General features: G+C 56.6%; 13 protein-coding genes and 1 pseudogene. 10 read left to right on the top strand and 4 right to left on the bottom strand.

Translation table 11 applies throughout. From position 1 onward, the window contains the following. Nucleotides 1–124, top strand: a pseudogene (locus tag V8Z78_RS26520) (integrase core domain-containing protein); the annotation flags it as partial. Here V8Z78_RS26520 and V8Z78_RS26515 read toward each other — a convergent pair. Together V8Z78_RS26515 and V8Z78_RS26510 are read right to left on the bottom strand one after the other, a co-directional pair. Beyond that, the gene (locus tag V8Z78_RS26515; protein ID WP_349732473.1) at nucleotides 121–729 is read right to left on the bottom strand and encodes a LysR family substrate-binding domain-containing protein; all 609 of its coding nucleotides are present in this window, start codon (nucleotides 727–729) and stop codon (nucleotides 121–123) included. The pseudogene V8Z78_RS26520 and the gene V8Z78_RS26515 overlap by 4 nt on opposite strands. 88 nt (nucleotides 730–817) lie before the next feature. Next, the gene (locus V8Z78_RS26510; RefSeq protein WP_349732474.1) at nucleotides 818–1,042 is read right to left on the bottom strand and encodes a LysR family transcriptional regulator; all 225 of its coding nucleotides are present in this window, start codon (nucleotides 1,040–1,042) and stop codon (nucleotides 818–820) included. Between the two features lie 192 nt (nucleotides 1,043–1,234). On the opposite strand from V8Z78_RS26510, the gene V8Z78_RS26505 reads away from it, so the two are divergent. The 7 genes from V8Z78_RS26505 to V8Z78_RS26475 all read left to right on the top strand — a co-directional run bounded on the left by V8Z78_RS26505 (nucleotide 1,235) and on the right by V8Z78_RS26475 (nucleotide 7,873). Continuing rightward, nucleotides 1,235–2,404 (top strand): acyl-CoA dehydrogenase family protein, encoded by a 1,170-nt coding sequence (locus V8Z78_RS26505; protein ID WP_349732472.1) that lies wholly within the window; start codon nucleotides 1,235–1,237, stop codon nucleotides 2,402–2,404. Between the two features lie 9 nt (nucleotides 2,405–2,413). After that, nucleotides 2,414–3,388, top strand: coding sequence for an acyl-CoA dehydrogenase family protein (locus V8Z78_RS26500; RefSeq protein WP_349732471.1), 975 nt, complete (start codon nucleotides 2,414–2,416; stop codon nucleotides 3,386–3,388). Nucleotides 3,389–3,408: 20 nt separating this feature from the next. Further along, the gene (locus V8Z78_RS26495) at nucleotides 3,409–4,581 is read left to right on the top strand and encodes a CaiB/BaiF CoA transferase family protein (RefSeq protein ID WP_349732470.1); all 1,173 of its coding nucleotides are present in this window, start codon (nucleotides 3,409–3,411) and stop codon (nucleotides 4,579–4,581) included. A 61-nt stretch (nucleotides 4,582–4,642) separates the two neighbouring features. After that, nucleotides 4,643–5,629 (top strand): Bug family tripartite tricarboxylate transporter substrate binding protein, encoded by a 987-nt coding sequence (locus V8Z78_RS26490; protein WP_003054584.1) that lies wholly within the window; start codon nucleotides 4,643–4,645, stop codon nucleotides 5,627–5,629. A gap of 206 nt (nucleotides 5,630–5,835) precedes the next feature. After that, nucleotides 5,836–6,504 (top strand): tripartite tricarboxylate transporter substrate binding protein, encoded by a 669-nt coding sequence (locus V8Z78_RS26485; protein ID WP_349732469.1) that lies wholly within the window; start codon nucleotides 5,836–5,838, stop codon nucleotides 6,502–6,504. Then, the gene (locus V8Z78_RS26480; protein ID WP_502878881.1) at nucleotides 6,449–6,799 is read left to right on the top strand and encodes a tripartite tricarboxylate transporter substrate-binding protein; all 351 of its coding nucleotides are present in this window, start codon (nucleotides 6,449–6,451) and stop codon (nucleotides 6,797–6,799) included. Before V8Z78_RS26485 ends, V8Z78_RS26480 begins: the two co-directional genes overlap by 56 nt. 117 nt (nucleotides 6,800–6,916) lie before the next feature. Then, nucleotides 6,917–7,873: a Bug family tripartite tricarboxylate transporter substrate binding protein gene (locus V8Z78_RS26475; RefSeq protein WP_349732467.1), complete on the top strand. Its 957-nt coding sequence runs from the start codon at nucleotides 6,917–6,919 to the stop codon at nucleotides 7,871–7,873. A 45-nt stretch (nucleotides 7,874–7,918) separates the two neighbouring features. Here V8Z78_RS26475 and V8Z78_RS26470 read toward each other — a convergent pair whose 3' ends face one another. After that, a complete protein-coding gene (locus V8Z78_RS26470; RefSeq protein WP_080553882.1) occupies nucleotides 7,919–8,536 on the bottom strand; it encodes a TetR/AcrR family transcriptional regulator in 618 nt (205 codons plus the stop codon). Nucleotides 8,537–8,545: 9 nt separating this feature from the next. Then, nucleotides 8,546–9,715: a CaiB/BaiF CoA transferase family protein gene (locus tag V8Z78_RS26465; RefSeq protein ID WP_349732466.1), complete on the bottom strand. Its 1,170-nt coding sequence runs from the start codon at nucleotides 9,713–9,715 to the stop codon at nucleotides 8,546–8,548. 98 nt (nucleotides 9,716–9,813) lie between these two features. Between V8Z78_RS26465 and V8Z78_RS26460 the strand changes: the two genes are divergently transcribed. Both V8Z78_RS26460 and V8Z78_RS26455 read left to right on the top strand, forming a co-directional pair. Beyond that, nucleotides 9,814–10,953, top strand: coding sequence for an acyl-CoA dehydrogenase family protein (locus V8Z78_RS26460; protein ID WP_003054593.1), 1,140 nt, complete (start codon nucleotides 9,814–9,816; stop codon nucleotides 10,951–10,953). Beyond that, complete coding sequence (locus V8Z78_RS26455; RefSeq protein WP_003054594.1) at nucleotides 10,950–12,029, top strand: acyl-CoA dehydrogenase family protein; 1,080 nt, start codon at nucleotides 10,950–10,952, stop codon at nucleotides 12,027–12,029. The genes V8Z78_RS26460 and V8Z78_RS26455 overlap by 4 nt, the downstream gene beginning before the upstream one ends. The last annotated feature ends 1 nt before the right edge of the window (nucleotide 12,030 follow it).

Below are 12,030 nucleotides of genomic sequence, written 5' to 3'. Positions count from 1 at the left end.
CGGCAAGCACTTGAAAGCGCTCAGGTGGAAGACACCATTCCGTGCGATGTGCGAGGCGTGGGAAAAAGATCTAAGCCGCTTTAGACTTCATCCGCACCAGCTCACTGTGGGACTGAACATCTAAATACTCCGGTTTTCAGGGGCAACCTCAGTTGCCATTGTTTGCAGTGCAACTTCTCTGAACTTGACTGCAGCAGGTGGCTCGGCATCCGCCATGTAGGCAAGCGACAGGCCCATCCAGCTGTCGTGCCCCAAGTCTGAAATTTCCCGATAGGCAATTACGTCACTGGCGTAGCGGCGCATGACTGATGGCACGAGTGCGACGCCCAGGCCGCTTTCGACAAGGGCCAGTATGGTTTGCACCTGGGTGGCTTCCTGGGTGATTCGGGGAATGAACCCCGCGCGCTGGCAGGCGGCCATCACAAGGGAGCGCAGGCTTGTGGCGGCTCCCTCGGCATACATAAGAAATGCCTCTCCGGACAAATCGTTCAGACGAATGGCAGTGTGCTTGACCAAGAAATGGTCCTTGGGCAAGGCGGCGATGAGGCTCTCACGTTCCAAGGAAACGAGCGTGGTAGAGGTCGCAGCCATCACTGGTGCGCGTACAAGGCCCAAGTCCAGCGAGCCGTGCTCAAGTTGCTCAACAATGGAGACGGATGGTGCTTCCTGCAGTTTGAGCTCGACGGCGGGATATTGCGCCCGGTAGGCCGGCAGCAGACGCTGGAGCATGCCGAATGTGGTAGTCCCTACGAATCCAATGCGGAGCGTGCCTCCGATCCCGGAGATAGCGTCGTGGGCCGCAGTGATCACTTGGCGTTCAAAAAAAAAGCAGGCGTTTTGCTTCCCGCAGCACGGATTCTCCTGCAACGGTGAGAGTCACTCCGGCTGGGCCACGATCAAAGAGCCTAGTGCCAAGTTCAGCCTCGAGCTTCTGAATGGAGACTGATAGGGGTGGTTGTGCTAGGTGTAGTCGCTCAGAGGCCCGCCGGAAGCTGCCAGCCTCGGCTAAGGTGACGAAGTTTCGAATGCGCTTGAGGTCCATCATAGGCGGCGGCTCCACGGAGGCACAGCCATTCCCTGGCAGGGCCTCGCCATATAGGCGTTACTGGAAAACCATGAATAGTCATACTGACTCGGTATGGTGGCGGAGAAATACGATATTAGACAAGCGGGAAGCTCCTCCAATAGCATTCGCCCATCAAAGTAACTGCGGGCACGACGTGCTTTCAAGCCGATGGTTGATTTGCTAGTCTCTCTCAAGTTTGCCTCCTTGCCTTCTGACGTTGAGGTCCTGCGTGAAGAGGTCCGAAGTTTTCTACGCGAACATCTTGGCAATCCGTCCGTAGATCGACGAGCGCGTAGCTGGATGGGGTTCGATGCTGATTTCAGTTGGCGCTTGGCCAAACGGGGCTGGGTTGGTGTGACGTTGCCAAAGGAATATGGCGGCGCGCACATGACACCTTTGCAGCGGTTTGTGCTAGTGGAGGAGTTGCTCAGTGTCGGCGCGCCTGTCGCCGCGCACTGGGTGGCCGAACGGCAAAGTGGGCCTCTTATCCTGAAATTTGGCTCGCAAGAGCAGCGCGATTTCTATTTGCCGCGCATTTGCGCAGGGAAAGCCTTTTTCTGCATTGGGATGAGTGAGCCCAACTCGGGCTCCGATCTGGCAAGTATTCGCTCACGTGCCACACGTGTGCCGGGCGGGTGGAAGCTGCAGGGGCGAAAGATATGGACCACTAACGCACAGCATTGCGATTACATGATTGCTCTGGTGCGGACCTCCGGCGTCCCTGAAGACCGGCAGGAGGGGCTGTCTCAATTCATCGTAAACATGAAATCGCCGCGCGTAGAGGTACGCCCTCTAGTCGATTTGTCCGGCGATGCCCACTTCAATGAAGTGATGCTTGACGATGTCTTCGTGCCTGACGAGGCACTGGTTGGTCAGGTAGGCCAGGGATGGACCCAGGTGAACGCGGAGTTGGCCTTGGAGCGCAGCGGTCCTGAACGTTTCTATTCAAGTGCCGTCCTATTGAATGCATGGATGGACTTTCTGCGTATTCAGCAAGGCTCGCGTGCCGTAAGTGGTGAGGAATTGGTGGTGCTGGGGCGGTTTGCTGCCCATATGACTGCCCTACGGCAAATGTCCATTGCGCTGACCACTAAGCTCGCTGCAGGCGAGAGTCCATTGATCGAGGCGGCGCTCATGAAGGATTTGGGCACGGAGTTCGAACAGTCGATACCTGCGGTGCTGGAGGCCGTGTTGGGGTCAATAGCTCCGGAAGAGGTTGAGCCTCAGTTGCTGCGCGCACTGAATTATCTGAGCCTGATTGCGCCATCCTTCTCCCTGCGTGGGGGAACGCGAGAGATTCTGCGTGGCATGGTTGCTCGCGGTCTGGGCCTTCGCTGAGGAGTTGTTATGTTTGTTGAAGCATTACAGAGGATCTTGCAGGCTGAGGTGACTCCCGAATACGTGCGAAAGGTGGAAGCGGGGAGTGCGATGGGCAGGGGTTGGGATGTTTTAGAGGAAGCGGGTTATCTGGAGCTCTTGGTGCCGGAGGCGCAGGGCGGTGCGGGCCTGTCCCTGTCGGACTTGTACGGTATTTTCCATCTGCTGGGAGCACATGCGACACCACTGCCGTTGGCCGACACCATTATCGCGAGAGTGCTGACGGCCACGCCTGCCAGCCTGCCGAGTGGGCCTATCGCACTGGCATCTTCGTCAGTGGCATTGCCGGACGGCGGCGTGCGTTGTGCAAATGTGTCTTTTGGCGCCGTGGCTGGACATGTGCTTGCTCCGAGTGGGCTAGGGCTGGTTTTGCTGCCAGTGGCCTCTGCTTCTTGCTCGGCCGCTGGGTTGTGGGGTAGCCAACTGGCCTCGTTTGATTGGCCGGCAGATGTGTGCGTGCCTATCTCTGGCACTGGTGCGGAGCTAAGTGCTTTCGTCGCGACAAGTTACGCCGCCATGCTATGTGGTGCCATGGAGCAAGTATTCCGCCTGACGATGCAGTACTGCAACGACCGGGTGCAGTTTGGTAAACCCCTGGGCAAGTTTCAGGCAGTTCAGCATCAGTTGGCGGTCATGGCCGAGCATATTGTGGCCGCGAGCTTGGCGACGCAAGTGGCCTTCAGTGGGGATAGGTTGGTACCGGACATGATTTTGGCCGCTATCGCTAAAGGGCGAGCCAGTGAGGCGGCCCTGTTAGTGGCCAATACGGCACACGCACTGCATGGAGCCATCGGCATCACTGCCGAGTATGACTTGCAACTCTTTACGCGCCGTCTGCATGAATGGCGAATCACTCACGGCTCTGAGACGTACTGGTATCGGCGGGTGGGTGAGGGTGCACTTGGGCAGCAAGCATCGTTTTGCGAGTTCGTGCAGGCGATATAAGTTAGGGAGATGAGAGCTATATGGCAGGATCACTGAATGGGCTGCGCGTTCTGGACATGACTTCTGTTCTGATGGGGCCTTTTGCGACGCAGATACTTGCGGATCTGGGGGCTGATGTCATCAAGGTCGAGCCCCCGGAGGGCGATACGATCCGCCATCTGGGGCCGATGAGGAATCCAGGGATGAGCGCTGGCTTTCTGCACGTTAACCGCAACAAGCGCAGTGTTGTACTGGATGTGAAGGACGCTCAGGCTCACAAATCTCTGTTGGACATCGCGCGGACGTCTGACGTCTTTGTGAGCAACATTCGGCCGGCAGCGCTCGCTCGGCTGGGCTTGTCCCATGAAGACTTCGCCCGAGTAAATCCTTCCATCATCTATGTCACGTTGGTTGGCTATGGTCAGAAGGGTCCATATGCGTCCCGCGCGGCTTACGACGACATGATCCAGGCGGTATGCGCGATACCGAGCTTGATTGCGGAAGTGGGAGATGGGGTGCCGCACTATGTGCCGTTGGCCATCGTGGACAGAGTTGTGGGCCAGGCTGCGGCGACGGCTATTTTGGCGGCATACATCCACCGGCTGAAAACCGGGGAAGGGCAGGCGGTAGAGATCCCGATGTTTGAGACGATGGTGCCCTACGTTATGAGCGAGCACATGGCTGGGCATACCTATGAGCCTCCCGCAGGTGACATGGGCTACAAACGGCTGCTGTCACCATCGCGGAAGGCCTTTGCCACTGCCGACGGTCACGTCTGCACCGTTTTGTACGCCACCAAGCACTGGCGTTCCTTCTTTGAGTTGGTGGGGGCAGACGAAAAGTACCGCAATGACCCTAGGGTTGCAACCATCGAAGCTCGCACCAGCCACATCAACGAGCTTTACGGCGAGGTTGCTAGCTATCTGTGCACCAAGCCGAGCGCCTATTGGTTGGATGCGCTTGCGGATCAGGATATTCCCGTGATGCCTCTGCATACGCTGGAGACCTTGATGCACGACCCGCACCTGGAGGCTGTGGAATTTTTTAAGTATCGCAACCACCCGACCGAAGGTCCACTGATCGAGATGGCTGGTCTGGGTAACTGGTCGCGAACACCTCCGGTCATGGCGCGCCCGGTGCCGTTGCTTGGCGAACACACCGATGAGGTCCTCGAAGAGGTATCTGCATGTATGTCAGGCCGCATTGCGTCCTAGAGCCGGATTTGCGCAGGCGACGACCTTTGACGTCGAGCCATTACAACGACAGGAGACAATCATGAGTGCCATATACAAACTTATTGTGGTAGGTGCGGTCGCGGGTGCTGCCTTGTTAAGAGCTGACCTTGCGCTCTCGCAAGGCAATACTTATCCCGACAAACCCATTCGGATGCTGGTAGCGTTTCCGGCAGGTGGACCCACCGACGTGAATGCGCGGCTCTTTGCTCAGTACATGGGTGAGAGGCTGGGGCAACCGGTGGTGGTGGAAAACCGTCCCGGTGCAGGCGGGAACGTTGCTTCGACGATGGCGGCGAATGCGCCCAAGGATGGGTACACGCTGCTCTATAACACGTCATCCTTCCTGCTGGGCGCATTGGCCTACAAGTCAGCTACCCACAATCCGATGAAGGATTTTGTGCCAGTAGTGCGGACTGTGGGAGTTCCGCTAGTAATCGCGGTGCACCCTAAAGTGGCCGCGAAGAGCATCCAGGAGTTTGTTGTGCTGACTAAGAGCAAACCAGGCACGATGAACTATGCGTCCTCAGGTGCAGGGACGATTGACCACTTGGCCTTTGCGATGCTGGAGTCGCGTCTGGGTATGAAGCTGACACATGTTCCATACAAGGGCACAGCTCCTGCGCTCACAGACCTAGTGGGTGGCCAGACCGACACTTTTATGACTACGCTTAACACGGTGCTCCCTTTCCTGCAGAGTAAGCAACTGACGGCCTTGGCGGTGGGATCCAAAGTACGGACCTCTTTGCTGCCGACCATTCCCACTGTGGCGGAGGCCACAGGCATCCCTGATATCGAACTGACAGCATGGAACGGTATCGTGGCCCCTGTGGGGGTGCCCAAGGAAATTGTGAAACGGCTCAATACGGTCGTCAACGAGGCCATCAAAGATCCGGTATTCCTGAAGAAGCTTGAAGCCAGCGGCGCGGAGCCTTATGGAGGGAGTCCTGAGGACTATGGCCGGTTCCTAGCCAGTGAGCAGGTGAGCCTGGCCAAGTCCCTCCGCGAAGCTGGAATCGAGAAGCAATAAGGTCCAGGAGCAAGCTTGTGCATGGTCCGGCTTGCTTGATCCAGAGCAAGCACAGACCTGAGGTTTGTGGTGTTTTTACTAGTTTTGGTGCGCATGGTTTGTCTGTAAATTTATGTTTGTTATCCAGCAAGCAAATATTTAGAAAATTGCTCAGTTCGCGTCACTTGAGGGTTTCATGGTGAGCGCGCAGACCCGAAGGAGTCGAGTTGAAACGTAGAGATTTTTCCAAGAACTTGGCACTGACAACGTCGGCCATGGTTTTCCCATATTTGTCCCTGGCGCAGGGCAAGGCCATCCGGATCATCGTGCCGTTCAGTGCCGGTAGCGGTTCGGATGACGGCGCGCGCTTCTATGCAGATCAGCTTTCCAGGACCATCAAGCGGCCGGTGATTGTCGAAAACAAACCCGGCGCCAGTGGGTTGCTGGCGGTGAAGGAGGTCATTGGGCAGCCTGCAGATGGCAATACCATTTTGTTGGGCAGCAATTCCCTGATCTCGGTTAATCCGGTGATGGTGAAAAATCTTGGGTACGACCCTTTCAAACAGCTCCTGCCCTTGCATGGACTGGCCATTTCGTCGCCTGCGGTATTGACCGGCAATGAATCCGGAATTAACTCCTTTTCCGATCTGACGACCCGCTACAAAAATAGCCAGTCCCCCATTTCTATCGGAAATTATTCGGAAGGATATCGGCTAGTGGGCGAGTGGTTGTCCCAAGTACTGAATATCCAGTCAATTCCCGTACCGTACAAGGGCGGCGCGGCAATGGTCACAGACGTCATTGGAAATCGATTGGATATCGGGCTCAACGATATTACCGGTGTGGCTCCCTTGGAGAAATCAAAAAAAAATCAAGATCCTAGCCATCACTGGTAAGGATCGTGACCATCTTTTACCCCATATTCCAACGATGCGTGAACTGGGGTATATGGAAATGGAGTCCTATGTGTGGTCTGCTTTTTCGATGAAGATGGGAACGCCAAGATCCGTCATGGAGGATTTGGCAACGGCTATTTCTGAGTCGCAGAAGACCAAGGAAGCCAATGATTATCAGGGGGCGCGCGCAGGAAAGTTTTTGGACAAAAAACTGGAAGCTCTTGGATTATTTCAACGCGCTGAATACGAACGTTTCAGAAAAGTGGCAGAGAAGGCGAAAATAAATCCTGCGTGAAGCGTTGGCTGGATGAGAATTATTTCCCTGCCTGGATCATTTGTGAAAAATGAACTTTATTAATCGATTGTCTTGGCGGGATATCCTGTGTTTCGTGAATCTTCAAAGGATATAGTGATGGAGAGACGGATATTTAATACATCGCTGCTGGCTGGTGCGGGGAGTTTCCTGATACCGCAAGTGGTTGCCGCAGCCCCTAAAACGATCAGAATCATCGTTCCCTTCACGGCAGGAAGTGGATCGGATGAGGGGGCTCGCTTCTATGCCGAAAAATTGGGTGAGATACTTAATAGGAGTATTGTTGTAGAAAACAAGCCGGGCGCTAGTGGCTTGATTGCCGTGAAAACTGTCTTGGCTGAACCGGCGGACGGGAACACCGTTCTGCTGGCCAGCAACTCAGTGGTTGCGGTCAATCCGGCCGTCAATCCCAACCTGGGTTATGACCCGTTCAAGGAAATTGTGCCGGTGCACGGCATGGGAATTTCTTCGGTGGCCATGATTTCTGGAAAAGGCTCGGACATCAATGAGATAAAGGATATTCAGGAAAAATACAGAAAAATCAAAGCGCCGCTGGCTGTGGGTAATTATTCGGATGGATACCGCCTGATTTCCGAGTGGCTTTCCCAGGCATTGGGTGTCGAGGTGTCGCCGGTGAATTACAAGGGTGGGTCGCCTATGGTGACGGATATCATTGGCAACCGGCTGGAAATGGGGTTGAATGATATAGGTGGCATCTTGCAGATGTACCGGGGCGGTAAGTTGAATGTCTTGGCCACTACGGGGAACAAGCGCGACAAGGAGTTGCCCAAGGTCCCGACCATGATGGAGCTGGGATATAAAGATTTCGAAACATACGTCTGGACTTCCCTTTATATGAAAAAGGGAACGGACGCGGGCTGGATCAAGGAGTTTGCCGCTGCAGTGGCAAAATTTCAGGCTTCCGATGCAGGCAAGGCATATGAGGCATCACGCCCCGGAGAATTTTTGTCCATTTCCATGGATGAGATGGGAGAGTTCCAGCGCAAGGAATTCAACCGTTTCAAGTCCATCCTGGAGAAGTCTAGGAAAGTCTGAGTATGGTGAAGGCCCTGGCGCATTGAAAGCGGCAGGCAGGATGCCCTACTTGACCATCAAGTCATCAAGCAGATAATTGAGCGATTGGGCGGTCAAGGAGAAATCGACTTCCTCTTCATTAAGTGCATGCAAGGCCAGTCCTCGCATTGTGCCCATGATGATCGTGGCGATGTCTTTTTCCTGAATCTTGAACTCGATATGGCGCTGGGTCTTCTCAATTTCCAGATGCTTCAGGATGAATTCAATATTTTTCTGGTTGTGCTTCTGAATCAGGGTCTTGTGCCGGGTGCTGATGAGTGAAGCATCGGCCATCAGGATGATGAAGGCCTTGGAGGCCTTCCAGCCTTCGGCATCGCGTTCCAGATAGGTCGAAACCAGCGACTTGATGCTTTCCATGCCGGGCGCAGGCGGTTGCCGCCCCCTGAGTCGCTGGTTGAAGCGGCCAATGATGGCATGCAGAACTGCCTCGATCAGGTTTTCCTTGGAGCCGAAATGCTGGTGCGGCAGGCCGCGGCTGTAGCCGGCATGGACGCCGATTTCCGCCATGGTCAAATCCTTAACTCCACGGACCACGATCAGGTCAACGGCTGCATCGAGAATTTTTCGAATAGCTTCTTCTTTGCGTTGGATCTGTGTTTTCGAGGTTTTCAGTTCTGCAGACATTACGGATTCTTATTTTCGGGTCTGGAGGATGAAGTCCGCGGAGTAGCCCAGCTCGCCGAGTACTTCATCGGTCTGTTCGCCGATGTTGGGCGCATGGCGGGTAATTCTAGAGGGTGTTTTGCTGAAGAGGGCCGTAGGGCGAATGGCCACCACGTTGCCTTCTGTCGGGTGTTCCAGGACTTCGAACAATTGCACGCTTCTGAGGTGCTCGTGTTCGTGGATGTTGTCTATGCTGAAGATTTCCGTGACGGGAATGTCCAGCTTGCGGCACAGAGTCATCAATTCCTGGCTGGTGAAGTTGACGGTGACGGAGCGAAGATCGGCATACAGCTCTTGAATGCGCTTGTTGCGTTCATGTCGGTTCGTCAGGTCGTATTTGTCGAATAGATCCTGTCGGCCCAGGGCCGAGAAGAACGCTTTCCAGTGGTTTTCCGTATAAGGCAGCAGCGCCAGATAGCCGTCCTTGGTGGGAGTCGGCTTGCGGCCTCCCTTGAGTAGGCGAGAGTAGCCGGCGGGTCCGATAGAAGGCTGAAAACCATTCCCTCCCATGTGCTCGGTCATGGTGAAGGCGACCATGGTCTCGAACATGGGCACCTCCACGTATTGGCCTTCGCCGGAGCGGATCTTGTGCACCAGTGCACCCATTACGGCGTTGGCCGTCGCAAGGCCTGCGACCTTGTCGGCCAATAGTGTGGGAGGGTACTCGGGCTTGCCCGTTTCGTGGCCGACAAGGCTGGCCAGCCCGCAAGCGCCTTGGATCACATCATCGAAGGCGGGCTGGCCCGAATATGTGCCATCGTCGCCAAAGCCGGTCGCCGCGCAATACACGATGCTGGGGTTGATCCGGGCCACATCTTCATAACCCAGACCGAGCTTGTTGATCGCTTTGGTTCGCATGTTGTGGACCAGTACATCTGCTGACTGAATCAAGGCCTTGGCGGCCTCCAGACCTTCGGAGGTCTTAAGGTTGAGCGCCACGGACCGCTTGTTGCGATTGAGGTTCATGAAGGTGGAGCTCATGCTGCGGTTGCGCGACAGCCCGTTGGCGCGCATCAGGTCTCCTTCTACCGCTTCAAGCTTGATGACGTCTGCGCCGTAGTCGGCCAGTACCTGTGTGGCCATCGGCCCCAGCACCACGGAGGTGAGGTCGATGACGCGAATGCCCTTGAGAGGTCCCATGCTTGCTCCTTGAATGTGTTGGCTCACGTTTCTACTGAGTTGACAGTCGATGTTGTGAATATATATATTTGTTTGACGGCAAACAAGTTGGGAGAAACATGGACGGACTGCACATCGAACTGGGTGAGCTGCCACCGGAATGCGAGACATTGAGGCAAGAGGTTCGCGCCTTCATTGCCGAGCATATGGCTGCTTATTCCAAGGAGCAGCGTGCCCATAACTGGACGGGACGCGATTCCGGAATGACCCGGAAAATGGCCCAGCAGGGCTGGCTGGGTATGACCTGGCCCCGCAAGTACGGCGGGGCTGAGCGCTCCATGCTGGAGCGCTACGTGATGCTGGAGGAGATGCTGGCGGTAGGGGCACCCATGGGGGCGCACTGGTCGGCAGACCGGCAGATGGGGCCCTTGCTGATGCGCTACGCGGCCGAGACGCTGGCGCCGAGGATCGTTCCCAGGATCGTCAGCGGCGAATGCGCGTTCTGCATCGGCATGAGTGAGCCCGACTCGGGCTCCGATTTGGCCTCGATCCGTACCAGGGCCGTCAAGGTGGAGGGCGGTTGGAAGATCAACGGCACCAAGGTCTGGACCTCTGGCGCCCACCATGCGCAGTACATGGTGGCGCTGGTCCGCACGCGGGACAAGACCGAGGACCGACATGCCGGCATGACCCAGTTCCTTGTGGAGATGGATCGCCCGGGGCTGAAGGTCAATCCCATCTACTCGCAACTGGGCACCCATATCTTCAACGAGGTGGTGCTGGACGATGTCTTCGTGCCCGACGAGAACCTCATAGGCACGGAGGGCGAGGGCTGGAAGCAGGTGACCAGCGAACTGAAGTTCGAGCGCTCCGGGCCGGAGCGCTTTCTGAGCAGCACGCAGCTTCTGATTGAAATGATCGATGCGGCTGACCCGCAGTCCACCGATCAAACGGTGGCCATCGGCAAGTTGATCGCCAAGTACGCAGCCCTGCGCCAGATGTCACAAGGCATTGCGCTGATGATGTCCAGGGGAGAAGACCCGGCCCTGGCCGCCTCGGTGGTCAAGGATCAGGGTGCTCTGATGGAGCAGTCCATTCCCAACATCGCCCACGACAAATTCGGAGAACACATTGGCACGGGGTCGAACCTGGAGAAGGTCATGAACTTCCTGCTGATGGCATCTCCCTCGTTCTCGTTGAGAGGCGGTACCCGGGAGATCTTGCGTGGAATCATTGCCAGGGGAATGGGACTGAGATGAGTAACGAATTTATCGCCGATGCAGCCAAGAGGCTGTTTGCCAATGAAGTCGACAAAGGCTTGATTGAAAAAGTGGAAGCGGGCGACTTCCCGAAAGAACTGTGGCTCCAGGTCGTAGCCTCGGGCTTCACGTCCTTGTTCAGCAAGGAAGAAATGGGCGGCATCGAAGCCACCTGGGAAGATGCCTACCCGGTGCTCCACAACCTTGGTTACTACCAGGCGCCTGTGCCGGTGGCCGAGACCGCCATCGCCCATCTGCTCCTGTCGGCCGGGAATGTCGGCCTTACCACGGACCGGCCCATGGCCATCGCTTCATACGACCAGGCGCAGCAGTCTCTGGTCCTGGACGCCGATGCCGCGACGCTCACCGGAGTACTGTGCAATGTGAAATGGGTGCGCCACGCCGGCTTCGTCGTCATTGGCATCAATGCCGGGCAACTGGTCGTGGTCGATCTGTCAGCGGCCGGCGTGTGCGTGGAGCAGGGCACGGATACCTCCAAGATGGCGGCCGACCGGCTGGTTCTGTCTAAGGCCCCCGTACATACGCTGTTCACGAATCCCTTTACCAATCTGGCCGATCCGGTGAAGGTGCTGGGCGCGGGAGCCCGCGCCGCCATGATGGTGGGGGCTTTGGAGTTCGCCCTGGACCAATCGGTGCAATACGCCAAGGACCGCGTGCAGTTCGGCAAGCCAATTGGCAAGAACCAAGCCATCCAGCAGCAACTGGCCCTGATGGCCGGAGAGGTCGCCGTGGCCCGCGCCAGCGCGGTCATGGCCTGCAAGGACATGCCCCATGTCAACCGCCTGGTGGCACCCAGCGCAGAATTCAGCGTGGCTGCAGCCAAGGTCTGCGCGGGCGAAGCCGTGACCAACGGTACCTCTATTGCGCATCAGGTGCATGGGGCCATCGGCTTCACCTATGAGCATACGCTGAACTTCGCCACGCGCCGCCTCTGGGCCTGGCGGGGGGATTTCGGCAATGCTGCGTTCTGGGCGGGCCTGTTGGGCCAGGCCTTTGCCAAGCAGCCGGGGGAGGGCTTCTGGCACTCCTTGACAGAGCGTGTCATACCTGCCTGAG

The organism is Comamonas sp. wu1-DMT (genome assembly GCF_040187805.1).
Classification (GTDB): Bacteria; Pseudomonadota; Gammaproteobacteria; order Burkholderiales; family Burkholderiaceae_C; genus Comamonas; species Comamonas thiooxydans.
This window is presented reverse-complemented; position numbering and strand designations above follow the sequence as displayed.

Bases quoted from the DNA above. Each gene is read 5' to 3' on its own strand.
- V8Z78_RS26515 (WP_349732473.1), bottom strand. From the start codon at position 729: ATGCTCCAGCGTCTGCTGCCGGCCTACCGGGCGCAATATCCCGCCGTC.
- V8Z78_RS26510 (WP_349732474.1), bottom strand. From the start codon at position 1,042: ATGGACCTCAAGCGCATTCGAAACTTCGTCACCTTAGCCGAGGCTGGC.
- V8Z78_RS26505 (WP_349732472.1), top strand. From the start codon at position 1,235: ATGGTTGATTTGCTAGTCTCTCTCAAGTTTGCCTCCTTGCCTTCTGAC.
- V8Z78_RS26500 (WP_349732471.1), top strand. From the start codon at position 2,414: ATGTTTGTTGAAGCATTACAGAGGATCTTGCAGGCTGAGGTGACTCCC.
- V8Z78_RS26495 (WP_349732470.1), top strand. From the start codon at position 3,409: ATGGCAGGATCACTGAATGGGCTGCGCGTTCTGGACATGACTTCTGTT.
- V8Z78_RS26490 (WP_003054584.1), top strand. From the start codon at position 4,643: ATGAGTGCCATATACAAACTTATTGTGGTAGGTGCGGTCGCGGGTGCT.
- V8Z78_RS26475 (WP_349732467.1), top strand. From the start codon at position 6,917: ATGGAGAGACGGATATTTAATACATCGCTGCTGGCTGGTGCGGGGAGT.
- V8Z78_RS26470 (WP_080553882.1), bottom strand. From the start codon at position 8,536: ATGTCTGCAGAACTGAAAACCTCGAAAACACAGATCCAACGCAAAGAA.
- V8Z78_RS26465 (WP_349732466.1), bottom strand. From the start codon at position 9,715: ATGGGACCTCTCAAGGGCATTCGCGTCATCGACCTCACCTCCGTGGTG.
- V8Z78_RS26460 (WP_003054593.1), top strand. From the start codon at position 9,814: ATGGACGGACTGCACATCGAACTGGGTGAGCTGCCACCGGAATGCGAG.
- V8Z78_RS26455 (WP_003054594.1), top strand. From the start codon at position 10,950: ATGAGTAACGAATTTATCGCCGATGCAGCCAAGAGGCTGTTTGCCAAT.